Genomic DNA, 25,586 nt, shown 5'->3' on the forward strand with positions numbered 1-25,586 from the left:
ATGAAGATGGCCAAGCTCAAAATCGGAGTGCTTGCTGACGACAAGCCTGTCAAGGTCACCGTCGAATTGCCGGCCGTGGTGCATCGTGATCTCGTCGCCTATGCGGGAGCCCTCGCACGTGAAACCGGCCAGCCGGTCAATGATCCGTCAAAGCTGATCGCGCCCATGTTGATGCGATTCATGGCGACGGATCGAGGATTCGCGAAATCGCGACGCGCGGCTCATTCACCCGTTGCCGATGACGGGTAGCGCTCGGCCAATAGTTTCAGAAAGGCGTGTAGAGCGGGGTTCTCGTTGTCACCGCGCCAATGTGCCGAAAAGCTCAGGTAGCTCGGCCGTATTCCGTCGCGCAATTCGCGGTAAACCAAACCGGCAAAGCTGGCGCCGATGTCGGATTCCATGACCAGACTGATCCCGAGCTTCATGCTGATCAGGCTTTTGACGATGCCCCGACTGACGTCATGGCGCTCTATTTGAGGCCTTTCCCCAGGCAATGACAGCTTCGAAATCAGGACGTTCTCAAGTTCTTGTCCGGGGTCATATTGGCTCAGCAAAACTGTTTGATCCCGAAGGTCGGTCCACAAAACGACGTCTCGCGTCGTCAAGGGATGATCCTTCGGCAAGGCCACCAGGATCCGCTCGCTCCAGAGCGGGAAAGTCTGACTCTCTGGAAGAGGCGAAACGCCGGTCACGATGAGGATATCGAGCGTTCCGTTTCGCAGCGCAGTCGTCAGGCGCGTTCGCGATCGCTCGACGGTGACAAGCTCGATATGCGGAGAGTGTACCTTGAATTCGAGCAGAGTCTTGCGCAGATTCCCGGCCGAAAGAGACGTGCAAAATCCGACCGCTAATCTACCGGTTTCTCCGCGCCTGTTCGTTTGTGCGCTCGCGACGAGCGCATCAACTTGCTCCAAGATTACTCTTGCCGCCCTGAGAAACTCGCGGCCGCCGGGTGTTGGCTTCACGCCACCGCTCGATCGCTCGAACACGACGACTCCAATCGAGTGTTCGAGTTGGCGGACACTTCGGCTCATCTGCGACTGACGTAGCCGCAATACATCCGCAGCTTGCCGAAAGCTGCCAATATCTGCAGCGGTCACCGCGAATCGCAATTGCTGTAGATCAACACCCAGCGGCCGGGCGTCAGGTCGTCCCTTATCGTTTGCCATGGTTCTTTCCGCGATGCCTTGATGTTCGATAGACCGTCGAGGGAAAATGGTGACGTCTGCGTGCAGACGTCGCCGGGGAAAGCTCGCGGAGGCTCTATAAAAGTGTCAGGCAGCCAGAATCGCGACTGGCGCCCACAACACGGGTCCGTGCAACCCGCCAGCGGTCTGCACGCGTGCCAAGGCAAGTGACGAAATCTCCAGATAGCCCGCAACCGCCACGGTGCTGCCGAGCGGGCGAGGGCTACCTATCCGCTGCAAGGGCCATCCGGCGCGGCGCAAGATCCGCTCCATCCGGGCATCTGTGACGGTGACGATCTCAGTCAGCTGTCGCGACAGACCGAACTCGATCATGCCCGCGAACAGTTCGTAGGTCGCGACCGCCAAGCCGTGAGCGCCCTTGGGCGCGTCGGCTGCAACATCGAGCGCAAAGCGGCTGCTTTCCCAGATGGTCGGGCTAGCGGGAGCGCATGCTCCGTCCAAGAGAACGGGAAAAATATCGCGCAGCATGGTGGGGCCGGTCGAGGGGAGTAGGCGCACGCAGCCTTGCACGCGGTTATCGTGTACTCGCTGGATCAAATACGCAGGGCAAAGTGCGTCGAATTCGTCGATCTCCATGTCGCCGCTGAACTGAACGTCCCAATCGAGCCGCTCTTTGAATACGCGGTACCGCAGGCGGTGCATTTCCGCGAGGTCATCGATAAATTGACCGTAGTAACTTGACGTAATTAGCTGCATCATTTGTTGCGCCCTCGATTGCTGACCTTTCAGCATTGAAGACGAAGCCAGAAAGCGGCGCACCTCCCGTAGCTACGGGATATGATTGGGCGCGGAGCCTATTTGATACTCGATCTAGATAACATGAGGCGGGCGACAGCTTGAATGATAGTCCGAACTCTGAGCTTAGTCTTGACGTTATCGAGGTGCGTGGCCGCCGTATGCCGAGAAATGCCAAGAATACGCCCGATCTCCCAGGCAGATTTGCCTTGCGCCGCCCATTCCAAGCATTCGAATTCGCGAGGCGATAATGACACGCCGTCGATCACACGACCGGGCGAGATTTTGCGTCGAACATGCGCGTGAAAGCACATCGCCATGAGCTGAAGTACTTGTCTGTGCGCTTCGACACGCCGAGCGAAGGCGGCACCGTGATGCTCGTCTGCTGCAAAAGTAACGGCTGCTATTGGCCCACGACCATCGTGAATAGGAACTGTAAAGCCACACGCGATGCCGAATCTAGCGGCGTCCTCGAATAACTCGCGCTGTGGACGAGATAATATGTGCTTTCCCGAGTTGAGGCCCCATTGAAAGGGCTCAGTACCTTCGAGTACCTGGGTGATCACAGGATCGAAACGCTCGTAGCGGTTTTTTAGATACTGCGCTGTCCAGGTGGATGGGTAGGTCGATATCAGTTGGGGAGCACCACCTTTTTGTTCTGAAATGCGCAGATAGGCGAAACAGGACAGGTCGAGCGCTTGAGTAGCCTCTGCCATGCTCTCCCGAAGCGCCACTGCGTCGGTGCTCTCGGAGAGACGATCGATATAGGTTTGAAAAATGCGGTGCATATCGAGACAATATGGGCGGGACTACATGCTCGTACCAATTCGCTGAGCCCAAAATGACTTATGCTCGAAACTGAAAAGCGGCAGTCGGCGTGAGCCGGAACTTGCAGCGATCGCTCGTTCTGTCGTATCGACACATCAGGCGGCTGACGACTTGCCGCTCTGCGACAGCAGTTTTTCTGCGATTTCCAGGCCTTCCTCCCGGGAGGAGGCAAGCATCAGCGGATAGCCCCAAAATTTTGCGAATACCACGGCAAAAGCTTTGAACCCGAGGCGTTTGGCGCTGCTGGCTTCGATCATGACCATCGCCAGGACCAGATTGCGTAGCTCGGCTTTGTTTTTCTTCATCCAAAGCGAAGTACGCTTCTTCTCCTCTTGCGAATGCTCATGATCTTCCCCTGGATTGGAATCGCTCAAGAGGACGAACGGTGTGCCGCGCTTCAGATTGACTTCGAATTCTTCGAAGTCCCGTTGAGGGTCGTGTCCGACCTCATGCTCAAAGCCTATCCAGACGATAGGAAAATTGGAGCTATCCATCGACATTTCAGATCGACCTTATCAGTAATGATGGAGCATCTCAGCAAGTGTAATCTTGTGGTTGCTTGAGACCATCTCGAGCTGCAGACATTCTATGCATCCCGCCGGTCAAAACCGTTCATCCTCTCCTGACGTGGCGCCAGGATGCGACGACGGCGCAGACACCGGGAAGCGCGATGCACGTCAACGCCGAGAAGGCGATATGTCCTCCATCGCGCAGGCCGTCGAAGACACCAGCAAGCGTATTCAGGCTCGCAAGAAGACCGCCGAGGATCAGCATCGCCCAATTCGTTGCGGACGTTCCCACCAAAGCGAGCAGCACCGGGACGAGCCAGGCTCCGTAGAAGATGGACAGCATCCACAACGCGCTCGAATCGAACGTGACTGCGGGCGTCGCACCATTTGCCCTGATATAGTCGGCAAGATACGAGAACGACTGGATACTCACAAAGAGTACGGCGCCAACTGCGCACGACAGCCAGAACAATACGATTCTGTTTTGATCCTTGCTGGCCATTTTTGTATTCTCCTATCGTTACAAGACCGGTCTATGCGTCGGTTCCACCGGCTCGCTCTGCTCGGACCATCGGCGACCCATGTCGCTGTCTTCAGGTCTTGCCCGGCCAGCGACATCCCACGGAAGTTCGAGCTCAGCGCTTCGACCTTGGTAACCACGGCCTTGTGGAAGAACCAACGCATCATCAGTTTTGTCAGACGTCCGGCCTCCCTGCGTCCACGCGGGCTCTCTTGGACTCGGTCAACATGTCAGACATGGCGATCATTTATTCCACTCGCGAATGCCCGCCCGCGATCGAGCTCCCTGAGGATTGAACGAAAGTTGCATTTTTATCGGCACGGCGTCATTGCGCAAATTGGCCATCGTATGTTCCAATCCGGCCAAACAGGCAAACCAAACGAGGCCATCCATGCACCTAGACGCCGGAGCCGATGTGTCCGCGCACGTTGACAATGTGCCCCGCGATCTCGTCGCCGCCAGCTTCACCGGTAACCTCGAAAGCTGGGAGCAGTCGCGTCAGCACCATCACCGGAAGGCGCAACTGCTTTACACCGTCCGCGGCATTATCAACTGCGAGGTCGATGACGGCATCTGGATCGTGCCACCACAATGCGCCGTGTGGATTCCGGGCGGACTGCCGCACACCGCCTTTGGATCGGGTGACATCGAATGCCTATGTATTTTCGTCGAGCCCGAGGCCACCCCGGACCTGCCGCTTGAATGCTGTACGATCGCTGTGTCGAACCTGTTGCGACAATTGCTCGTCCGCGCGGCGGACTTGCCGGAGTTCTATGAGATCGAAAGCAGCGACAGTCGCCTCGTGTCGGTCATCCTTGACGAACTCGCGGCGGCACCGCTCGAGAATCTCCGTCTCCCGATCCCAGGAGATTCGCGATTGAGGAAGCTCGTGGAGGTGTTGCTTGCCAACCCGACGGACCGTGCAACGCTCGCCGAATGGGCTTCGCGCGTCGCGCTCAGCGAGCGCAGCCTTAGCCGCTTGTTTGTGGAGGAGATCGGCATGAGCTTCGGCCGCTGGCGCCGACAGCTCCATGTCATCCTCGCCCTCCAGCGCCTGGCCGCCGGCAAGAGCGTGCAAACGGTCGCATTCGATCTCGGCTACGAAAGCGCCAGCAGCTTTGTAACGATGTTTCGCAAGGTGCTCGGTAAGCCGCCGGGGCGCTACCTGCTTGATCAACAGAAGCAGAGCTAAACTTAGCGCGCAGTCACGCGGATGGTACTCGAGCTAACATGAAGCACTACACTCGATTCCCGGAGGTTCGGCAGGATAATCAGGTGCGACCCATTCAACATACGTGACGATCCGACGTCCCTTCAGTTCGTGAACGCTAAGTTCCATCTCGAAGATCGCCTGCAGAACCTATCCGCCAGAAGTGGTCATTACTCTCGAAAACTGTCCTCCCCTCCAGCCGAGCAATGACAGATTCTTCTTCACATCAGTGAAAATGAGTGACGGGCTTTCAATATGGCCGGGAGTTTCCAAGCGGATTACGCTCTTCAAAACAATTGGGAGGATCAAGCACGACGCAACCACCGCTGTTTTCGCTATTTGGCATTCGGGGCCTAGCGCTGAAAAACCGGATTGCTGTCGCTCCCCATGCACCAATATTCAGCCGAAGACAGATTTCGGACCAATTGGCACCTGGTCAACGCGGGCCGATTTGCGGCCTCGCGCCCCGGGCGACATCAGATCGGAATGGTGGGCGAGATCATCTCCGAATCCTGGGCGAGATCAAATCGGAACACCCGGGCGAGATCGTCGGAATTAACACCGCACGCATTTTCGCAACATCAACACCAAGCTTGATGCCGACAACCGTACCCATGTGGTTGCAACAGCTAGGCGTCTCAAAATTATTCCTTAGTCAGACCCGCTGGGGCGGTGTAACGAACCTCGTTTATTCGGCTACTGCAAGCAGCCGGACAGAACTCCAGTTTTGAGATGATCTAATCTGTTGAGATTGCGATCGATTTTCGATTCGCGTACCAGCGACTTCATCCAGGTGTGGCATCTTGCCAACGTGCGCCTAATTGCCGTCAGCGAGAGCCGAGAGAAGGGTGAAATTTGCCTCTGGTCGACGCATTGAGCACCTTTGATCCCGACCAGATATCGAGGGCGGTCGTGGTCTCGCGATTTGACGCGTCCTTGTCCAGTTGGACCCAGCCGGCCCATGAACATCGCAAAGGCCAGCTCCTTTACATGGCGCGCGGCGTCGTCACGTGTGAAACCCCCGACGACGCGTGGGTGATCCCAGGGCAAAGTGCGATCTGGATTCCGCCCGGCGTCGCCCATCGCAGCAGCGGCAGCGGCAGTATGGAATCGTATTGTCTATTCGTCGAGGAGGAGTGTGCCGCAACGATGCCGCGCTCGTGCTGCCTTGTCGCCGTGTGCCCACTATTTCAGGAGTTGCTCCGACGCGCAGCCCGGCAGCCTGCTGCGACGGATGACTTTGGTCGTGAAAGCCGTCTCGCCGGCGTCATTATTGATGAACTGACGACAGCTCCAACCCAGCATATGAGCCTGCCGATGCCGACTGACCCGCGGCTCCGGCGCATCGCCGAGGCGGTTATCTCAGATCCCTCCGACAAGGCGACGGTGGCCCAATGGGCGTCTCGCGTCGGACTCGGAGAACGGACACTGTGCCGGTTGCTGCAACAGGAGACGGGCATGAGCTTCGGGCGCTGGCGGCGTCAACTGCATGTCCTCGTTGGCCTGCGTCGGCTCCGCGCCGGGCAGACGGTCCAGGCCGTTGCCGTCGATCTTGGTTATGAGAGCGCCAGTGGCTTCACGGCGATGTTCCGCAAGACGGTAGGCAAGCCACCGGCGCGCTACTTCGCAGATCGCTACGGCGCCGTCGCGCCCACGGCCTGATGATTGCCGATCATCACATCGGGCATGCCATGCCGCAGCAAGTTGTTTCGCCATTCGCTGGTGACCGTGCGCGCTATCCGATCCAATTCGCCCATCGGGTCTTTTGTCAGTAGCCTCATCTTTGCAGAGTTCTTCGAGGTGCGCTTGTTCAATCGCCGCGCCGCGGACGACTTCAGGCGAAGCAGACGCTGACAATTTCATGCTTAACGGCTTTGGCAGAGCTTGGTTCGCGATCAAAAGCTAATTGCCCCGCAACTTGTTAGGGACGGCTCATTGCCCGTCTTCACGCAATAATCGCTCCGCTGTTGCGTAACCATCGCCATGTGCGATTACAGAGGCCGCGATTTCAGCAACCGCAGCAATCGTAGTCGGCCTCGGGCCACCTTAGCCGGTGTGAAAATATGATGGCAAATTGCGCAATGTGGCTCGCGTCGCCATCGCATCGTCGATGCGACACTGGCAGACCTCCGCCGAATGCAGCGCGATGGAATAGAATTCCCTGACCTTCTCGCCGGTCTTCGATCGGCAGCCCACGCCACGTGAACGCGGATATCTCAAAGCTCTGGCCGATGGTCTGATCCGGCCCGCGATCAGCGGACCGGCGGGGTATTTTTGCCGCAAGTTCGGGTGGTGCGAGGCGTTCACTCGCGGGCCGACGGCAGGGCAGCGGCGCGGTCGGCCTTGCCAATAGTCATGGACCCCATGGCCATCGTCAGGGGCGATACCGCGCCATCGGCTTTACGCTGACGCCGCGCGGTCGATCCAGGCGACTCGCCGCAAAAAATTAGGCACCGCGGACGCGCCGAAGGACTTGGCGGCGCCCGGGCCTGGATGTCGGTGGTACTACCCAAGTCGAAATTTTTCTCAAGCGAATGCATCTTCAAGAAGCGATGGTTACGTCGAGATAGACTGCAGCGTTTTCGGGGGCATTCGGCACGTGCTTTCATTGATATTCTGCGGGCCAGGTTCGCGCTAGAAGCGACGGCATGACTCGCGGCGGAAGCACGCCGATCGTCCAATGGTGCCGTGACAGCACATGCGGAGTCCGTTTTGCGAAACGATTTGTCGTTGCGGTGCACTGTGGCGTGGGCGGCGGGCCGGTAGTCTGACTGCGTCGGCTTGGGCAGCTGTGAAGAATGTTGGCGGGAACGCCGACGTTGCGCGACGTCGCCTTTTCGACACTCGGCTCTTCATCCATCAACCGCGGGTTCAATGCAGTGGCATCAGCGTCGCTACCCTACCGTCTTAGGAGGTTCGCACGTGTCGCATTTGGAAGTCTTCTGGGCGCGCGGCCCGTGCGGCACCCTGCAACTGAAATCAGGTTCGCGCGACCTCTGATCGCGATCCGGCGGCGCTATGCGGATGCCGCCGAGCTCAAGCGTTTTTTCAGCGAGAATCCCACGGAGGCTCTTCGAGCGATCCGCGCGGCTGCTGATGATGGCATCCCGGCAGCGCAGACGGTGTGGGGGCAGATCTTGCTCGACGGCAAGTTGGTTCCGCGCGATCCGGTGGCGGCTTTCCATGCCTTTGCAATGGCGGCGGACGGCGGCGATATCGAGGCGCTCAACATGGTCGGGCGCTGCCACGAGCAGGGGTGGGGCGTCGCGGTCAATGCCGGCCGTGCCACCGAGGTTTTCGAGGCTGCGGCCAAGGCCGGCCATCTCTGGGCCCAAGTTAATCTTGCCCAGATGCTGATGCGCACCGGCGCTCCGGAAGACCGCCCGCGTTGCTTTGCGCTGTTCAAGGCCGCCGCCGAAGGCGGAAACAGCAAGGCCAATATCAAGGCGATGAACTCGCTTGCGCGCTTCCTAGAAGAGGGCTGGGCAGGGTCTCCCAATCTCGACGGCGCGGCTTTCTGGTATCTGAAAGCTGCGAATGCCGGCGATCATTGGGCGCAGTTCAACCTTGCGACGATCTTGCTCCGCCAGGGAGATCGCGACGCCGCGGACAAGTGGTTTCACAGCGCCATCGCTATCAGCGACAATGGATTTCGACGCCGTGTCGCGGCGCTGTTGCTTGCACGTCCTGAGCCAGAGTTGCGGATCCACGGAATCGAAGCGCTGCGGCGCTGTGCGGAAGTCGGGGCGCCAGAAGACCTATTTGCCCACGCCTGCGCGCTTGACGATGGCCTCGCGGGGCCGCGCGATCTCAATCAAGCCGCAGCAACCTTAAGGCGCCGCCGCCGGAGGCCATGCTGGGGCAAGCGCGGCTCCGGCAAAGAATGATGCGTTGTTCGAGTCGCTCGGGTCTTGCGGTCTGCACGCGCGTCAGCACCGATTTGCGCGTTCAATCTACGGGAAGGGGAACACTATGAGAACGATCGAAACCTTGCGGCCGGTTTTGTCCGGTGTAGCGGCCTCCGCCAGCCTTGCCAGCGGCTTGCTATTCGTCCCCGTTGAGGAAGCCGAGGCGCGGGACGTGGTCCAGCCTGCCGGGCCGAATGATCCGTCCGTCCCGCTTTCGGCCTCGTCAACTGCATCTCGACAGCTTGTTGCGCAAGCTCAGGGACAGTCACTGCCGCCGGTCACAGTCGAGGCGCCTTCCTCCCGTAAGCATTCCGCTGCCGCAAAGCGGGGGCCGGACCGGCGCGTTGCGGCTCCGCGTCGGCCTTCGCAGGCGAAACCTCTCTCGGCGGCCGCGCCAGCCACGGCGGCAAACAGTAGCCAAGGTGCCGGTGGGCCGACCAGCAACACGCTTCAAACAGGCACCGGCCTCGACCGCCTTCCCGGGCCGATTCAGAGCATCCCGCAGACCATCACCGTCATTCCACAGGTGGTGATCCAGCAGCAGCAAGCGACCACCGTTAACCAGGTGTTGCAATATGTGCCGGGCATCACGGTCGCGACAGGTGAAGGCAACGGCGGCATTACCGGCGACCAGTTCCGCATCCGCGGCTTCGATGCATCGGGTGACCTCTATGTTGATGGACTGCGGGATTTCGGTTCCTACGTGCGCGACAGCTTCGCCACCGAGAACATCTTGGTTCTCAAAGGACCATCCTCGCAGAGCTTCGGTAACGGTACCACCGGCGGCGTGATCGAACTCGACAGCAAGAAGGCGCATCTCGGCAATGCGAATTCGATCGAGGTGACGGGTGGCTCGGGTCCTTACGGACGCAGTGTGCTTGATGTCAATCGCCAGATCGATACGACTACGGCGCTGCGGATCGTTACCATGGGCAGTGGGCAGGACATCGTGAACCGCGACAACGTGTATTCGAAGCGCTGGGGCGTGCTCGGTTCGATCGGATTCGGTCTTGGCACCGACCAGACGGTCATCATGAATTATTTCCACCAGCACAGCAACAGCCGCCCCGATTTCGGCGTGCCGATGGGCAAGTTCGGAGGATCGTCCGTCAGCGAACCCCTCACCGAGAATGGCGTGCCGCGCTCAAACTATTTTGGCCGCGAGAGCGATCGCGATTTGATGGACGCAGACGTCGCCACGGTCCTCTACAAGGGCGAGTTTGGCGACTGGCTCACTCTCTCGAACAGCTCGCGCTTCGGTTACTACGCGCGGGATGTCAAGTTCACGCCATCGATGTGCATGGATGTCGCTTTTCCTCTCACTGCCATTTACGGCATCCCGTCGAGCACCTGCGCCAGGGACGTGGCGGCGGGCAACCTCAATACAGCCTTTACCCGCTGGCCGGTCGGCGGCACCAAGCAGACCAGTTACGGTGGAGAGAACGTCACTTCGGCGACCATGCGATTTAACACGGGCTTCTTGCGGCACGAACTCGTCGCGGGAATTGACGTCTATGCCCAGCATTCGAAGATTAATTTCTACATACCGAGCGGGTCGAGCTCTGACGGGACATTGCTGGACCCGATCTTCCAGAACTCGTCGGACTTCTCGAATCTTCTGTCGGCTACCGGCACCACAGCGCGGAGCTGGGATGTCGGGCCCTTCATCAGCGACCGGGTATGGCTGACGCCCCAACTCTCCGTCCTGGGCGGTGTGCGCTGGGACCATTATAACGTTCAGGGCAATGTCTCCGGGACGCCGATCGAGACGACCACGGAATTCGCGAGCCCTAAGGCCTCCTTGATCTGGGAGCCGACCAAGGAGCAGACCTACTATTTCAGCTATGCGCAATCATTCACGCCGCCCGCCAATAACATTACGTCGCTGAGCTCGTCGTTGTCGATCGTCGGAGTTACCGGAACTTCCAACCTGAAGCCAGAAACCGATACCACTTATGAGGTAGGCAGCAAATGGAGCCTCCTGAATGGCCGCCTCGGAGCGACCGCTGCGCTGTTTCGCGTGGACAAGGACAACACCTCCTACACCGATCCAACATCAGGCGTCCAAACAACGACGGATGACAAGGTTCGGGTGCAAGGCGTCGAACTGGGACTGACAGGAAAGATCACGGACCTCTGGAATGTGCAGGCCTCATACGCCTACATGGATAGCAAGATCATCGCGTCGTCGATCTCCGTCTTCAACCCCGTGTCCACCGACGGCAACCGCGTGCCTTACGTCTCTGAGCATGGAGCCTCCTTGTGGACGACCTACGACATCGTGCCTCTCATCCAAGAGCTTTCCGGTGGCCAGCGCCTTCCCGGTCAACTGCTCGTCGGTGGCGGTGTCAATTACCGATCCGACTACTATGTCAACAACGCAAATTCATTGCGCATCCCCGCCGCGATCACGCTCGACGCCATGGTGTCCTATGATTTTGATCGATACCACCTCGCGATTAACGTCACCAATCTGACCGATGCACTGGCCTATAGTGCCGCCTTCGGGAACGGCTACGCCTCCCCGATTGCGGGACGAACAGTCACGGGCACTGTTGGCATGAAGTTCTGATCCGACATGATGACCGTGAATCCAGATATCCTGCCGAAAGAGGAAGTCGTAAGCGTCACCTCCACGATCGAAGCTTCGGAAATGGTCGAGAGGCGGGTGATCGCGAGCGACGCAGGCAGACGACACGCTGAATTTTTCCTAAGGCTCACCCCCTGCACCCTGATGCTCACGATCAGCCCTTTCCTTTGGTTCGCCGCATGTTGATTCGAATCCCCGACGTCCTTACGGTCGATGAAGTTGCAAAGGTGAGAGCTGTGATCGAAGCCGCCACCTGGATCGACGGCAAAGCCACAGCAGGCCAGCAAGCCGCGCAGGCTAAATTGAACCTGCAAGTCCCGGAAGGATCCCCCGCGGCCGTTGAGGCCGGGGATGTGATCCTGCGCGCGCTTGGACGCAACGCTATCTTCAACAGTGCCGCTCTGCCGTTCCGCGTCCTGCCGCCTTTGTTCAACCGCTACGACACGGGCATGAAGTTCGATGCCCATGTCGACGGTGCAATTCGCGCGATTCCGGGTGCGAACATGCGAATGCGCGCCGACGTTTCGTCGACGCTCTTCTTGACGCCGCCGGAAGACTATGAGGGCGGCGAACTGGTGATCGAGGACGTCTATGGCAGCCAGGAAGTCAAGTTACCGGCCGGCCACATGGTCATTTATCCCTCGACCAGTCTGCACAAGGTCAACGTAATCACGCGGGGCAGCCGCTGGTCGTCGTTTTTCTGGACCCAGTCCATCGTCAAGGACGATGGGCGTCGGGCGCTACTCTACGATCTCGACCTAGGTATCATGGAGACGCGTCATCTCTTGCAAGGCGAGTCGCACGCGACAGTTGCGCTGGCCAGCGTCTATCACAATCTGTTGCGGCATTGGGCGGAGCTATGACAAGCTGCTAGATCTCCGAGCGCTATGGCGCTCGGAGTGGCGCGCTTTGGATGCATTCCCGGCTCAGTAGGGGCGGGCGCACTTTGTACATGCGACAGGACAGATTGGGCAAATCGAAGCGGCCCGCTATCGTACGGCTTCGATGGGCCGCTCGGGGCACGAGCGAAGTCGTGCGCGCAGCTATCGGCGTCGGTCAAAGGACAGTGCGCTCTCCGTAGAGTAGCTTCTCGACGGCGACGACGCGCTTTCCCGGCGCGTATCACGACGTATTCGGCCGCTATGGGCGGATTCGGGTAGGTCCGTACAGGGCCGGATCGGCGGCTAGTCCGGAGGAAGTATCCGTCCAGCCACTTCGCCGAACCCCAACCGATATCGGTCGTTTCGGCACCACCCTCGTATGGAGAGCGTATCGCCGTCTTCCAGGAACGTACGTGTGTCGCCGCCCGGGAGCGCGATCGGCTCAGAACCGCCCCAGGATATCTCGAGCAGACTGCCGCGTTGATGCTTTTCCGGGCCGCTGATCGTGCCAGAGCCGAGAAGATCTCCGACGCTCATCGCGCAGCCACTCGACGCGTGGTGCACGAGCTGTTGGACGGACGACCAGTACATGTACTTGAAATTGGTGGAGCAGATCCTCGCTGCTCGTCCGTCTCCTGCCTGTAGATCGACATCCAGTCGCAGATCGTAGTTGTTGTCGCCAGTCTGTCGCAGATATTCCAGCGGTTCAGGGCTCTGCGCCGGGCCCTTCGTGCGGAAGGGCTCAAGCGCCTCCCGCGTCACGATCCATGGACTGATTGACGTGGCGAAAGCCTTCGCCTGGAAAGGCCCGAGAGGGACGTACTCCCATTGCTGTATGTCCCTCGCGCTCCAATCGTTGAGCAGGACGAAGCCGAAGATCATGGCCTCGGCTTCGACCTCGGTCAGCATCTTTCCCATTGTCGACGGTTGACCGACGACGACGCCCATTTCGAGCTCGAAATCGAGCCGTTTGCATGGACCGAACGAGGGGGCGTCGGCGCCTGGTGGCTTCACCTGCCCTCGCGGACGCCGGACCGGCGTGCCGCTCACCACTACGGTAGATGCTCGACCGTTATAGCCGATTGGCATGTGTAGCCAGTTGGGTTGAAGCGCGTTGTCCTTGCCGCGGAACATCACGCCGACGTTGGTGGCGTGTTCCTTCGATGAATAGAAATCCGTGAACCCGGCGACCGCGAGAGGAAGGTGGGTTACGACCTGATCCAGCGGCAGCAACGCGCGCTGGCGCAGCTTCGCGTTGTCGCGCAGCTCCGGCTGGTCGTGACGAAGAAGGGTGCTAATTCGCTTTCGCGTCGCCGACCAGATCTCCGGTCCCAAAGCCATGAAAGCATTCAGCGATGGCTGCGCGAAAACGGCTTCGGAGGTCCCAAGATTGATCATCCCTTCTTGCTCGAGGACGGCGAGATCGAGCACTAAGGAGCCGATCGCCACTCCGACGCGCTTCTGCGGTGCAGAACCAGTCGAGAACACGCCATAGGGAAGGTTCTGAATCGGAAAGTCGCCGTCAGGCTCGACGTCGACGAAGGAGCGCAGTTCGGGATCGTTAGGATGCATGATCTGTCCAATGGGTTGGAAACGGCGCTCAGGTGGCGTCGGGTTGCCGGTGCGGTGCGGCGGCGGCGAAGGCGTCGATTTCAGACGCGGCAGCGTCGATCGCCCGTATGCGGGGATAGGGTGCGAGATCGACGCCGAATCTGCGTGCGTTGAATACCTGCGGAACGATGCAGATGTCCGGAAGCGTCGGTCTGGTGCCGAACGCGAAGGGACCGCCCCCGATTGAGGCCAGCCTTTTTTCTAGCGCTTCGAATCCAATGGAGATCCAGTGCTGCGACCACGCATTGCGCGCGGTGTCGTCGATGGCCAGGTCGCCGAGGCGTTTGAGCACGCGGAGGTTTCCGATCGGGTGGATGTCTGAGCAGACAGCGAGCGCCATCTCGCGTGCTACGGCGCGGGCGGCGGCGCTGTCCGGCAGCAGCGGTGGTTCGGGACAGGTTTCGTCGAGGTACTCGATAATCGCCAACGACTGCGCGAGCTGCAGCTCGCCATCGATCCAGTACGGTACCAATCCGGCGGGATTGATTTTGAGATAGGCTTCTTCGTTCTGTTCGCCGTTGCGCAGATGCACGAAGCGGTGTTCGGCGATTACGCCCTTGAGACCGAGCGCGATGCGAACGCGGTAGGCCGCGGTGGAGCGGAAATAGCCGTAGAGCACAGGATCGGATTGCGTCGCCGTCATGGCGTTTCTCATGGCTGGCTCGGATCGAAGCGCTTTTCCAACCCGTTCCAACAGTCGGCGTAGTCGCTCTGCAGCGTGGCGGTCGTGGCTGCATGGTGCGTCACCCGTTGCGGGAAGCGCGTCTCGAACATGAAGGCCATCGTGCCGGTGAGCTTGACTGGCGTCAGCTCGCCGTTGCTGGCATGATGGAAAGCCTCACGGTCGGGCCCGTGCGGAAGCATCATGTTGTGCAAGCTGAAGCCGCCTGGCGTGAAGCCCTGTGGCTTGGCGTCGTAGACACCGTAGATCAAGCCCATGAATTCGGACATGATGTTCATGTGATACCAAGGAGGACGGAAAGTATTTTCCGCGACGGCCCAACGTTCCGGAAAAATGACGAAGTCGATGTTCGCAGTGCCGGGGGTCTCCGAGGGGGACGTCAGGACCGTGAAAATCGACGGGTCTGGATGATCGAATCCGATGGCGCCGATCGGCGAGAAGGTCCGCAGATCGTATTTGTAGGGCGCGTAGTTGCCGTGCCACGCGACGACGTCCATCGGTGAATGCGGCAGCTTGGTTACGTAGAGAGCGCCCCCCCATTTCACGAACAGATCGGTGGGCGTGTCCTTGTCCTCGTAGGACGCTACCGGGGTTAGAAAGTCCCGACCGTTCGCCAGGCAGTTGGCGCCGATCGGCCCGCGTTCGGGCAACGTGAACGCGCCGCCGTAGTTCTCGCAGAGGTAGCCGCGCGCCGGGCCTTCGGGCAGTTCGACCCGGAACTTCACGCCGCGGGGAATCACGACAATCTCGCCGGGCTCAGCGTCGATGCGGCCGAATTCCGTCACGAACAGCAATTTGCCTTGCTGGAGGACGAACATCATCTCGCCGTCCGCATTGTAGAAGTTCTGGTCCACCATCGACGAGTTGATCAGATAGATGTGCGCGGCCATGCCCGCCTGGCTTCCGGCGTCCCCTGCCGTGGTCATCGTGCGGATCCCGTCGATGAAGGTCAGTTTCTCGCTCGGGATAGGGGACGGATCCCAACGCAATTGCGCGATCGGCATGTCATCCTCATGACAGGGCGCGGTGCGCCAAAGCTTGCCATCGATCTTCTCGAAGCGGCCGGAATGTCTGACCGATGGACGGATGCGGTAGAGCCATGAGCGCTCGTTTGATCCGCGCGGCGCCGTGAAGGGCGATCCCGATAGTTGTTCGGCGTAGAGACCGTAGGCGCACTGCTGCGGCGAGTTACGGCCCATGGGCAGGGCGCCGGGTAGCGCTTCGGTCTCGAATGAGTTGCCAAAGCCGGACATGTAGCCTGGGGTGACGCTCACCGTATTGCGGATGATCGCATCGGGATTGGTGTTGATGTTCATCGTCTACCTCGCTTGTGGATCGTGAACAGACTACCGCGTGACGGCGGATTGCCGGTCCGGGCCTCTCGTGCTGAGCTTGCGGAACATCGCGGATGCTTTAGCAACGCCACGCGAGCCCTCACCCGCGGATGCCGGCCCGGTCGGCGAAGACAGATAGTCCCACGTGCAACTATCTACCTTATTGTTTTTGGCGCGTCAATCAGGGGATTGAGATTGTCCGATTTCGACTTGCTGCAGTTCGTGCCTTTTCGGCTGAATCGTCTGGCGTCGGAGGTTAGCTCCGCCCTCTCGGAGGAGTATCGCGTCCGTTTCGGGCTGGAGATTCCCGAATGGCGGGTGTTGGCGACCTTAGGTTTCCGCCGTAAGCCCAGCAGCGCCCAGTACATCTCGCGGTCGACACGCACCCATAAGTCGACCATCAGCCGGGCGGTATTGGAGATGGAGAAACGTGAGCTGATCAGGCGGGTAGACCAGGTCGACGACCGAAGAGCCAACAGCATCTGCCTCACCGAGAAGGGGAGGGCGCTCTACGAGGAGCTGGTCCCGCGCCTGCAGCGGAGGGAGGACGAGATACTCGCGTGCCTCACAGGTGAAGAAAGACGTATTCTCAGCGCGCTACTCGGAAAGATCGAGGCGAATCTGGGCCTGCCCGCCACGATGGAGGCCGACGATTAGGGCTAATCGTTCCAGCCCGACGGACAACCGGCGAAAGCGCCAGCTGCGACGCGACGCCGTTTCATCAGGCTTTTCGCTTCTTGCGCAGAGGTGACGTGAGCGAGGGGGGCTGCGCGACGGACCTTGCAGGCTTGACCGGGGTGGGCTCGACATCGCGCCCCATGGCGGTGCTGATCCTGTCGCATGTCTCTTTTAGGTTATCCACTATGGGGCCGATCCCGTCCAACGGCACATGCGAGCGCAGTCCTATCAGCGTCATAGTGGCGGCCAAGCTTCCTGCATGATCGCGGATGGGCGCCGACACGGCGGCGAAGCCATCGAAAACGCGGCTATCCGAGGTCGCGACGCCTTTGCGATTCATCTCCGCCTTCGCCTCCTCGACCGTCGCGCGCATCGCCCCCGCCGAGGCGGGGATCCGATGAAGCGCCGGGGCGAGAACGGCCGTCGGGAGTAGCGCCAGAAACACGCGGCCGGTCGCTGAGGTGAGCAGAGGAAGGACGTATCCGACCTTGATTATCATCGGAACGTCGAGTTCGCCGTCGGATTTCGCGATGATGGTCGGCCCCATGTTGCCCCAGATTGAGAGATGGACGGAGAGACCAGCGCTCTGCTGCAGTTCCTCCATGGGCCCCCGCGCAAGATCGACGACGTCGAGTTGCCGCAGGCCTGCCAGTCCGAGCTGTACCGCGTAAGGTCCCAAGCCGTACTTCATTGTGGCCGGATCTTGGGCCACCAGTCCCAATCGGAGAAAGCTGACCATGTAGAGGTGAGCTTTGCTTGCCGGCATGCCCGCCCGTTCCGCTATGGTCTTAAGGGGCAATTTCGCCCTTGCCGTCTCCAGCACGCTGATCAACCTGAAGCCGACCTCGATCGATTGGATGTGGCGCTGTTCCCTGATTTCCACGATTGCAGATTCCCCTGATGACGAGACTTCATAACACCCACACCACCGAAAAGTAGGTGCCCGGAACGTTTGTTTTAATCAAACACAATTTGACAATGAGAGGCGGCCGCTTTAGTCGTGCCGCGCTTATGCTTCGATAGGTGTCCGGCGGATCCATGCCGCGGACGGCCGGACCGGATGAATTCACGCGCAGTCGTGGAAACCGCGTGTCGTGAAGCAACGTGTTCCGCACCCGGCGCGAAAGTCGCCGGCGATCGACAATCCGTTTGGGAGGAACTTCGATGGACGTAGGGACAGCTGAAAAAAAGGATTGCCTCGAAAGCCTGAGGCGGTCGCTTGCGGAACGTTTCGACGATCGCGCCGCCGTCCGTGAACAGCACGGCAAAGATTGGTCCAGGCTGCCAGCTGCTCTGCCGGACGCCGTCGTGTTCGCCGAGAGTGAAGAAGACGTCCGCGTCGTTCTTGAGACCTGTCAGGAATTCGCCGTGCCCGTTGTCGCGCAGGGACACCAGAGCTCCCTGGAAGGCCACATTCTGCCCGTCCAAGGCGGAGTGGTGCTGAACATGACACGTATGAACCAGATACTTCGTGTGAACGAGGACGACTTCGATGCCGTCGTTCAGCCGGGCGTGACGCGCAAGCAGCTCAATCTGCACGTTCGGGACAAGGGACTGTTCTTTCCCGTGGACCCCGGAGCCGACGCGACGCTAGGCGGAATGGCGTCAACCCGGGCGTCTGGAACTAACGCCGTGAGGTACGGTACGATGCGCGAAGCGGTCACGGCCGCGAGGATAGTGCTGCCCGGCGGACGCGTGGTGCAGGCCGGCTCCCGGGCGCGCAAATCCTCCAGCGGCTACGACCTTGTCCGTCTCTTCGTCGGTTCGGAAGGCACGCTCGGCATTTTTACGGAGCTCACCGTCCGGCTTCATCCGATTCCAGAAGCGGTCAGCGTCGGCATATGTCCCTTCGAGACAGTCGCTGGCGCGATTGCGGCTGTGGTCGATGCGATGAGATACGGGCTCAGAGTCGCCAGAATGGAATTCATGGATGCGCTGTCCATCGAGATGGCGAACAGCTATTCCGCCCTTGGTCTGCGGGTCGCGCCCACTCTGTTCGTTGAATTCGATGGCTCTCCGGCCGAGGTGACAGCCTCCAGTGAGGTCTTCGGCGAGATCGTCGCGCAGCATGGCGGCATCGACTTCTCATGGTCCCAGGATCCTGCGCAGCGCAATCGTCTGTGGCAGGCTCGCCATGAGTCGTTGTACGCGACGAATGCGTGGCGTCCGAACGCGGAGGTGTGGCGCACCGACGTGTGCGTTCCGATCTCCCGCCTTGCGGACAGCATCCTGGCCGCGCAGGCGGATATCGAGGCTTCCGGCATCGCCGCCAAGATATTGGGCCACGTCGGAGACGGGAATTTCCATGTCGCCTATCTTATCGATCCCAATGACAGCGCTCAACGTGACGGTGTCCGAGGAATGATCGAGCGGCTGAATCTCCGGGCCATTTCCTACGGCGGAACTGTAAGCGGAGAGCAGGGCATCGGGATTCTCAAGCTGCCATATCTAATCGGAGAGCATGGCGAGCCGGCGATCGAGACGATGGCTCTGATCAAGAACGCGATCGACCCCAAGGGGATCATGAACCCCGGAAAGATGGGCTCTGACGTCGGCATGTTCGCCGCGCTTCAGGCCGCGAAGGGCGAAGCTGCCTCTTAAACGTTATTTTATATTATCAAACTCCATTTGACGAATTCGGTTGAAGCGGCTACTCAAGTGCCAAATTGAAGTCTGACAGGGAGTGAAGACGTGAAACAGACCGGTGGAATGGCCCTTGCGAGCCAGCTCGCGCTCGACGGGGTTAAGGATGTCTTCGCTATACCTGGCATCCAACTCGACTGGGCCTTCGATGGTTTGCGGCGCAATCAGGCTTCCACGAGGGTGATCGTCCCACGTCATGAACAAGCCACATCCTATATGGCGGATGGCTATGCCCGGACCACTGGCCGGCTCGGAGTCTGCATGGTCGTGCCGGGCCCCGGCGTGTTGAACGCCATGGCCGGATTGGCGACCGCCTACGCATGCAATTCCCGCGTGGTCTGCATCGCCGGCGATATCAATTCGTCCGGACGCGGCAAGGGCGTCGGGTTACTTCATGAGATCAACGGGCAGACGGAAATCTTGGCAAAGGTCACCAAATGGCAGGGTCGCGCCACCTCGACCGACGAGATCGCAGCCGTTCTTCATGAGACGTTGGTGCAGGCAGCTTCGGGACAGCCCAAGCCCGTCGCCTTCGAGGTTGCACAGGATCTGCTGAACGTTGAGACGGAAAACCCGCTCGTGGAAGGGCCGCTGCGTTCGGCCGCGACCGCGCCTGATGAGAAAGCGATCTTTCGGGCCGCCGAGTTGCTGGATGGGGCTTCTTTTCCAGTCATCTACGTCGGCGGAGGCGCTCTGGCGAGCGAGTCCTCGCTGCCGCTCGCCGAGCTGGCCGAACGTCTCGATGCGCCGATCGTCATGGGGGAGAACGGACGAGGTGCGGTCTCGGACCGTCATGCGCTTGCATTGAACGCGCTCGGAGGGCGCGCGGTGTTTCCGCATGCGGACGTCGTGGTGGTGGTGGGAAGCCGCTTCGTGGACACGCAGGTAGGCAAGCCTGCATGGCCGTCCGACCGTGCGCGATACATCTACATCAACCTCGACGAGTCTTCCTGGAACGAACCTCGTCGCGCTGACGTCGCGATCCTGGCCGACGCAGCGCTGGGCCTCAAGGCGCTCTCGAACGCAGTGAAGCGGCGGTCTCCTTCGATCGCCCCGGCATTGAAGAAGGTGCGCGCCTGGTCGGACGAGCAGGCGAACGATATCCAGCCGCAGGCAGCCTGGCTGCAGGCATTGCGAAAGGCGCTGCCCGATGATGGCTTCTTCGTTAACGAGCTCACGCAGGTCGGCTATCTAGGCCGTTTTCATTTCCCGGTGTACGGACCGAATACGTTCATTACCCCTGGATATCAGGGCACGCTCGGCTTCGGCCTTCCGACCGCGCTCGGTGTCGCGGTAGGCAATCCTGACAAGGCCGTCCTGAGCATCAATGGCGACGGTGGCTTCGGATGGAATTCGCAAGAGCTTGCGACTGCCAAGAAGTACAATTTGAACGTCGCGATCGTCATCTTCAACGACGGGCATTTTGGCAACGTCCGCACGATGCAGAAGGACATTTTCGGATCCGAGTTCAACGCCGATCTATGCAACCCCGATTTCGCTGCGCTCGCGGGTGCGTATGGGATTCCATACCAAAAGGCGGCAACGCCCGAGGACCTGGTATCCATTTTAAAATCTGCGTTCACCGCGCGCGGTCCAGCTGTCATTGAGGTACCAGTCGGGGAGATGCCAAGTCCGTGGCATCTCATGCGCCTGCAGCAGCCGCCCTTCGCGAAGGCCCCCCGACCGGCGCCGCCTAACCCGCTGGGAGAGCCGGCAGCGAGGCCTTGGATCGGGTAACGCCGGTTCCTCGAGGGACGCCAATCGCAACGGTGCGAGGTTTCGCAGCGATACGTAATTGCGACTGCGTAAGGGAGGGCTGATCGCGAAGTCCCCTCCCTGCATAAATGCGCGGCTCGCCGCTTCACGGGGGCAGGCTCGATCGGCGAGACCGGACGTCCGTCCGACCAAACCGTTGGGCACGAAAAATTAAGAAGTCGCTCTGGGAGTTACACATGGAGGCAAATCGATGACGCGGTCACACATCCTTATCGTCGGAGGAGGCATCGGTGGCCTCACCGCGGCGCTATCTCTCCTTCGGCTCGGTTTTGACGTGGACGTATTCGAACAGGCGCCCGAACTCCGGGAGGTCGGGGCTGGCGTTCAGATCAGCGCCAACGGCTCGCGCGCGCTCTATGCGTTAGGCATAGGCGAGGCGCTTGCAGCCTCGTCGTGCGAAGCGAGCGGAAAGGAAATCAGGCTGTGGAGCACCGGTCAGACCTGGAAGCTGTTCGACCTCGGCGCCGAGTCCATCGCACGGTACGGATTTCCCTATTTCACGATGTACCGCCCGGACCTCCTTGAAGCTCTCGTCAACGCCGTCCGGCGGGAAAAGCCGGACGCGATTCATCTAGGCTCGAAGGTGACCGGTTTCGACCAGAAGGAGGGGCGGGTGACGCTCGCCTTGGACGATGGCCGAACCGTAACCGGAGACGCTCTGATAGGCGCCGACGGTATACATTCCAGGGTCCGGCATCAGCTGTTCGGAGACGAAACTCCCGCGTTCACGGGAATGATCGCGTGGCGAGGCGTCATTCCCATGGAACGCCTCCCATCGCACCTTTCCAGACCGGTCGCGACGAATTGGGTCGGGCCCGGCCGCCACGTCATCCACTACCCTCTACGTCGCGGCGAATTGATGAACTTCGTCGGCATCGTGGAGCGTACGGACTGGCAGGTCGAGAGCTGGACGGCACGCGGGACGACCGAGGAGTTGCGTTCCGACTTCTCCGGCTGGAACGACGACGTGCAGACCATGATCGGAGCAATCGAAACGCCTTACAAATGGGCTCTCATGCTGCGCAGTCCGCTGCCGAGGTGGACCGAGGGACGGGTCACCCTGCTCGGAGACGCATGCCATCCCACGCTGCCGATGTTAGCGCAGGGCGCCGTGCAGGCCGTCGAAGATGGCTACGTGCTCGCCCGCGCCCTGGCCGAGAGCGACGATGTTGAGACGGGCTTCCGGCGCTACGAGCGCGCGAGGAAGAGCCGTACCGATCGGATGGTGGAAGGGTCGGCAGAGAACGCGAGGCGTTTCCACAATCCTGAACTCGCTCATCCCGTCGGTGCGCAGGCCTATGTCGAACGTGAATGGGCGGAGGACCGGGTGAAGGAACGCTACGACTGGCTGTTCCGGTACCAAGTCGACACGGTGCCGCTCTAGCCCACCTGTCTGCAATCAAGCTTATCCGTCGGGGCGCCCGTGCCTCGGCGTCGAGCCGTCGATTATCGGCGTCCGCAGGCTACCGGTCGCCACTCGCTTCGTCAGGGTCGCCTCGATGTTTTAAAAATGAAAAAGGGAGGAAAGAAAGTGATTGATAGACGCTCGCTTATCGTAGGGACGTTGTTTGCTTCCATCGGAGGTCCCTCCTTCGGACAGAGCAAGTACCCCGCGCGCACCGTGACAATCGTGAACCCATTCGCGGCCGGAGGCCAGCTCGACCCTTTGGGCCGGCTGCTGTGCAACCATTTTCAGACGGCGTTGGGTCAGGTCTTTATCATGGAGAGTAAGCCCGGTGCTGGCGGCACCATCGGCGCCCAGTCCGTCGCACGCGCTGCTCCAGACGGCCACACTGTCCTGCTCGGAACGACGAGTACGTTCGTCATCGCGCCGTACATTTTCAAGCCGCAGCCCTACGATCCTCTCACGCAGCTCGCGCCGATCATTAATCTCACCCAGACCGGGAGCGTCCTCGTCGCGAGCGAGAAGAGCGGGTTCAAGAGCCTCAAGGAGCTGATTGATGCAGCCAGGCAGAAGCCAGGCGGTGTGACCGTCGCCTCCGCAGGAAACGGGAGTTTTCCGCACATCTTTGCGGAGCTGTTCTCATCCTTGGCCGACGTGAAGTTCACGCACGTCCCGTACCGCGGCGGAGGTCCGGCCATGAATGACATCATCGGTGGTCAGGTTGACATCTTCTTCGAAGTCGTCCCGAGCGCGGCTCCCCAGGTGCAATCGAAACGCGTCGTGCCGCTCTTCGTGAGCGGCGACAGCCGATCCTCCCTGCTGCCCGATGTCCCGACAGCAGCGGAATTGGGGTACCCGAAGGCGAACCTCACGTCGTGGATCGGTCTTGCAGCGCCCGCCGGCACGCCCGTTTCTGTCATTGAGATATTGAACAAGGAAGCGAACGAAGTGCTGAAGTCCGCGGAAATGAAGCGCTACTTGGAACAGTTCGGTTTCTCAGCGGTCGGTGGGTCTCCTGCGGACATGGCCGCACGCATCGCTCGGGAATCGGCGATCTACAAGGAGCTCGTGGCGAGCAGAGGAATCACGGTGCAGTAAGGCCTTGCCGCGTCACAGATATCCAGTCGGGAGCAGGGCTGACCGGACCGCCATCCGATCGACTTCGAACACACCTTCGTCGTGACGCGCATCGTCTCAGAATGCCGAGCGCGCCGCGGCGACGCCGATCAAGCAGTAACAGACCAAGGAGAAAGTTCATGAGCGAACGCTACTTCGATGCCGACGTGCGCGATGGAGCCGAAACTTTTGCGCGTACAAAGCACGGAATTCTAATCGGCGGCGAATGGCGTGATGCTGTATCGGCACGCGTTTTCGAGACCTACAATCCGGCGACTAAATCGCTTCTAGGTGTCATCCCCGAGGCGGGCGCTGAGGACGTCGAACTGGCGGTCGACGCGGCGTCACGCGCCTTCAACGAAATCTGGTCCAAGTTGCCTCCGTCCGAGAGGCAGCGTCTGTTGTGGCGTCTCGGAGATGCGGTGGAAGCCCACGCGGACGAACTCGCGGTGTTAGAAACGCTCGACAACGGCAAGCCCGTCCGCGAGGCGCGGGTCATCGACATTCGCAATGCCATCGAAACTCTCCGGTATTGCGCGGGGTGGGCGACAAAGCTGACTGGCGAGACCGTTCCGGTTTCCTTTCCCGGCGAATGGCACAGCTTTACGGTGCGCCAGCCCTTTCCCGTCGTCGGACTGATCGTGCCCTGGAACGCGCCAATCATGATGGCGATCGCAAAGCTCGCTCCGGCGCTCGCGGCCGGATGTTGCGCAATCCTAAAGCCGGCAGAGCTTACCTCATTGACCGCCCTGCGCATCGGTCAGTTGACGCAAGAGGTCGGATTTCCGCCGGGCGTGATCAACATCCTGACGGGAGCCGGCCGCGGCGTGGGCCAAGCCATCGTGGACCATCCGGGAATCGAAAAAATCTCCTTCACGGGCTCAGGCGCGGTCGGTCAACAGATCATATCCTCCGCGGCCCGGACGATGAAGAAGGTTACGCTGGAATTGGGGGGCAAGTCGGCTGTCGTCATCATGCAGGATGCCGATCTGGACAAAGCCATACCAAGCGCTGCCCGCGGGATTTTCGGCAACGCCGGGCAGATCTGCAACGCCGGTTCGCGTATCTACGCGCATCGTTCTGTATACGACCGCGTGCTTCAAGGGGTCGCAGACTTCGCTGAGAAGTTGGTTGTTGGAAACGGACTGTTACCGAGCACGCAGATGGGGCCGCTCATTTCACAAGCACAGCTGGAACGGGTATGCCAATACGTTGCATTGGGACGAACCGACGGAGCGTCGGTCGTTATCGGCGGAAACGCGGAAGATGAGACGGGATACTTCATGCGTCCGACCGTTGTCGCTCAGACCCGGCAGAACATGCGGATCGTGCAGGAGGAAATTTTCGGCCCCGTTGTCTGCGTTCAACGTTTTGACGACAATAACGCGTTGGACGACCTCGCAATGTTGGCGAACGCCACAGAATACGGCTTGGGCGCGGTACTATGGACGCGTGATCTCAGTTCGGCGCATAGGCTCGCAAATAGGATGCGCGCCGGCACCATCCGTATCAACGGCGGCGGTCTCGATCCGGCGCTGCCGTTCGGAGGGATGAAGAAGTCCGGATGGGGACGCGAGTCGGGACGTGAGGGCGTGGAGGCCTTTACCGAAACGAAATCCGTAATCGTCGCTCTCTAAATGCTGCGCGGCTAGGTGGCGCCTCGACGAGCTTACGGAGCAAAGCGCGCTCCTCGACCGGCCGCTCGCGACATGAGGGGCTTCCTGATCGTGGGGGACGGAAGAAGCCTCCTCCACGCAGTCGTACGCTGCAGAGCCAGCGTCCCGGCGATTGCGCGCCAGCGTATGGTTGGTTCGTCGCAGGCGATGCCGGATACAAGCCATCCGCACTAGGGCGGCTATGGCATCGAAGGATTGAGCCGAAACCGAGGGGTGCCAGACAGTTACGCTTGGGAGAGATGGCCGCGGCTTCCGCGCCGTATACGATCCAGTGAT

23 protein-coding genes are annotated in these 25,586 nt (G+C 60.3%); 13 read left to right on the forward strand and 10 right to left on the reverse strand.

All coding sequences use genetic code 11. From position 1 onward, the window contains the following. The first annotated feature begins 6 nt into the window (after window positions 1–6). Window positions 7–249, forward strand: coding sequence for a DUF2274 domain-containing protein (locus SFY93_RS08785; protein WP_320446788.1), 243 nt, complete (start codon window positions 7–9; stop codon window positions 247–249). Here SFY93_RS08785 and SFY93_RS08790 read toward each other — a convergent pair. From SFY93_RS08790 to SFY93_RS08810, 5 genes are all read right to left on the reverse strand, one after another. Continuing rightward, the gene (locus SFY93_RS08790; protein WP_320446789.1) at window positions 222–1,169 is read right to left on the reverse strand and encodes a LysR family transcriptional regulator; all 948 of its coding nucleotides are present in this window, start codon (window positions 1,167–1,169) and stop codon (window positions 222–224) included. The two genes, SFY93_RS08785 and SFY93_RS08790, sit on opposite strands and share 28 nt — an antisense overlap. 105 nt (window positions 1,170–1,274) lie before the next feature. Beyond that, complete coding sequence (locus tag SFY93_RS08795; protein ID WP_320447729.1) at window positions 1,275–1,907, reverse strand: acyl-homoserine-lactone synthase; 633 nt, start codon at window positions 1,905–1,907, stop codon at window positions 1,275–1,277. Window positions 1,908–2,002: 95 nt separating this feature from the next. After that, complete coding sequence (locus SFY93_RS08800; RefSeq protein ID WP_320446790.1) at window positions 2,003–2,731, reverse strand: helix-turn-helix transcriptional regulator; 729 nt, start codon at window positions 2,729–2,731, stop codon at window positions 2,003–2,005. Between the two features lie 135 nt (window positions 2,732–2,866). Continuing rightward, a complete protein-coding gene (locus tag SFY93_RS08805; protein ID WP_320446791.1) occupies window positions 2,867–3,265 on the reverse strand; it encodes a hypothetical protein in 399 nt (132 codons plus the stop codon). 118 nt (window positions 3,266–3,383) lie between these two features. Beyond that, window positions 3,384–3,782: a hypothetical protein gene (locus tag SFY93_RS08810; protein ID WP_320446792.1), complete on the reverse strand. Its 399-nt coding sequence runs from the start codon at window positions 3,780–3,782 to the stop codon at window positions 3,384–3,386. Window positions 3,783–4,191: 409 nt separating this feature from the next. On the opposite strand from SFY93_RS08810, the gene SFY93_RS08815 reads away from it, so the two are divergent. After that, window positions 4,192–4,992 (forward strand): AraC family transcriptional regulator, encoded by an 801-nt coding sequence (locus SFY93_RS08815; RefSeq protein ID WP_320446793.1) that lies wholly within the window; start codon window positions 4,192–4,194, stop codon window positions 4,990–4,992. Window positions 4,993–5,865: 873 nt separating this feature from the next. Beyond that, window positions 5,866–6,672, forward strand: a complete 807-nt coding sequence (locus tag SFY93_RS08820) for an AraC family transcriptional regulator (RefSeq protein WP_320446794.1) — start codon at window positions 5,866–5,868, stop codon at window positions 6,670–6,672. Here SFY93_RS08820 and SFY93_RS08825 read toward each other — a convergent pair. Further along, complete coding sequence (locus SFY93_RS08825; protein ID WP_320446795.1) at window positions 6,645–6,824, reverse strand: hypothetical protein; 180 nt, start codon at window positions 6,822–6,824, stop codon at window positions 6,645–6,647. The genes SFY93_RS08820 and SFY93_RS08825 overlap by 28 nt on opposite strands. 1,005 nt (window positions 6,825–7,829) lie before the next feature. On the opposite strand from SFY93_RS08825, the gene SFY93_RS08830 reads away from it, so the two are divergent. The 4 genes from SFY93_RS08830 to SFY93_RS08845 all read left to right on the forward strand — a co-directional run bounded on the left by SFY93_RS08830 (window position 7,830) and on the right by SFY93_RS08845 (window position 12,371). Next, on the forward strand, window positions 7,830–8,897 hold the full coding sequence (locus tag SFY93_RS08830; RefSeq protein ID WP_320446796.1) for a tetratricopeptide repeat protein: 1,068 nt from the start codon (window positions 7,830–7,832) through the stop codon (window positions 8,895–8,897). A gap of 85 nt (window positions 8,898–8,982) precedes the next feature. Continuing rightward, entirely contained in the window at window positions 8,983–11,490 is a 2,508-nt protein-coding gene (locus SFY93_RS08835) for a TonB-dependent receptor (protein ID WP_320446797.1), read from the forward strand. Window positions 11,491–11,496: 6 nt separating this feature from the next. Then, complete coding sequence (locus SFY93_RS08840) at window positions 11,497–11,694, forward strand: hypothetical protein (RefSeq protein WP_320446798.1); 198 nt, start codon at window positions 11,497–11,499, stop codon at window positions 11,692–11,694. Then, window positions 11,688–12,371: a Fe2+-dependent dioxygenase gene (locus SFY93_RS08845; RefSeq protein WP_320446799.1), complete on the forward strand. Its 684-nt coding sequence runs from the start codon at window positions 11,688–11,690 to the stop codon at window positions 12,369–12,371. Before SFY93_RS08840 ends, SFY93_RS08845 begins: the two co-directional genes overlap by 7 nt. 321 nt (window positions 12,372–12,692) lie before the next feature. On the opposite strand, the gene fahA is transcribed toward SFY93_RS08845, so the two are convergent. From fahA to hmgA, 3 genes are read right to left on the reverse strand one after another with little or no spacing between them, the layout of a single operon-like run. Then, a complete protein-coding gene (gene fahA / locus SFY93_RS08850; protein ID WP_320447730.1) occupies window positions 12,693–13,964 on the reverse strand; it encodes a fumarylacetoacetase in 1,272 nt (423 codons plus the stop codon). Between the two features lie 25 nt (window positions 13,965–13,989). Then, complete coding sequence (maiA, locus tag SFY93_RS08855) at window positions 13,990–14,643, reverse strand: maleylacetoacetate isomerase (protein WP_320446800.1); 654 nt, start codon at window positions 14,641–14,643, stop codon at window positions 13,990–13,992. Window positions 14,644–14,651: 8 nt separating this feature from the next. Then, window positions 14,652–15,998, reverse strand: coding sequence for a homogentisate 1,2-dioxygenase (gene hmgA, locus SFY93_RS08860; RefSeq protein ID WP_320446801.1), 1,347 nt, complete (start codon window positions 15,996–15,998; stop codon window positions 14,652–14,654). A 213-nt stretch (window positions 15,999–16,211) separates the two neighbouring features. On the opposite strand from hmgA, the gene SFY93_RS08865 reads away from it, so the two are divergent. Next, window positions 16,212–16,673, forward strand: a complete 462-nt coding sequence (locus tag SFY93_RS08865; RefSeq protein WP_320446802.1) for a MarR family winged helix-turn-helix transcriptional regulator — start codon at window positions 16,212–16,214, stop codon at window positions 16,671–16,673. Window positions 16,674–16,737: 64 nt separating this feature from the next. Here the strand turns inward: SFY93_RS08865 and SFY93_RS08870 are convergent, their stop codons facing one another. Then, on the reverse strand, window positions 16,738–17,577 hold the full coding sequence (locus SFY93_RS08870; RefSeq protein WP_320446803.1) for an IclR family transcriptional regulator: 840 nt from the start codon (window positions 17,575–17,577) through the stop codon (window positions 16,738–16,740). Window positions 17,578–17,858: 281 nt separating this feature from the next. On the opposite strand from SFY93_RS08870, the gene SFY93_RS08875 reads away from it, so the two are divergent. The 5 genes from SFY93_RS08875 to SFY93_RS08895 all read left to right on the forward strand — a co-directional run bounded on the left by SFY93_RS08875 (window position 17,859) and on the right by SFY93_RS08895 (window position 25,271). Continuing rightward, complete coding sequence (locus SFY93_RS08875; protein ID WP_320446804.1) at window positions 17,859–19,295, forward strand: FAD-binding oxidoreductase; 1,437 nt, start codon at window positions 17,859–17,861, stop codon at window positions 19,293–19,295. A gap of 90 nt (window positions 19,296–19,385) precedes the next feature. Continuing rightward, window positions 19,386–21,074 carry a thiamine pyrophosphate-dependent enzyme gene (locus SFY93_RS08880; RefSeq protein ID WP_320446805.1) on the forward strand — a complete coding sequence of 563 codons (1,689 nt, stop codon included), beginning with the start codon at window positions 19,386–19,388 and terminating at the stop codon, window positions 21,072–21,074. A 229-nt stretch (window positions 21,075–21,303) separates the two neighbouring features. Then, window positions 21,304–22,497, forward strand: coding sequence for an FAD-dependent monooxygenase (locus SFY93_RS08885; RefSeq protein ID WP_320446806.1), 1,194 nt, complete (start codon window positions 21,304–21,306; stop codon window positions 22,495–22,497). Window positions 22,498–22,623: 126 nt separating this feature from the next. Then, window positions 22,624–23,616, forward strand: coding sequence for a Bug family tripartite tricarboxylate transporter substrate binding protein (locus tag SFY93_RS08890; protein WP_320446807.1), 993 nt, complete (start codon window positions 22,624–22,626; stop codon window positions 23,614–23,616). Between the two features lie 158 nt (window positions 23,617–23,774). Continuing rightward, the gene (locus tag SFY93_RS08895) at window positions 23,775–25,271 is read left to right on the forward strand and encodes an aldehyde dehydrogenase family protein (RefSeq protein ID WP_320446808.1); all 1,497 of its coding nucleotides are present in this window, start codon (window positions 23,775–23,777) and stop codon (window positions 25,269–25,271) included. The last annotated feature ends 315 nt before the right edge of the window (window positions 25,272–25,586 follow it).

The organism is Tardiphaga sp. 42S5 (assembly GCF_034044155.1).
GTDB classification, from domain to species: domain Bacteria; phylum Pseudomonadota; class Alphaproteobacteria; order Rhizobiales; family Xanthobacteraceae; genus Tardiphaga; species Tardiphaga robiniae.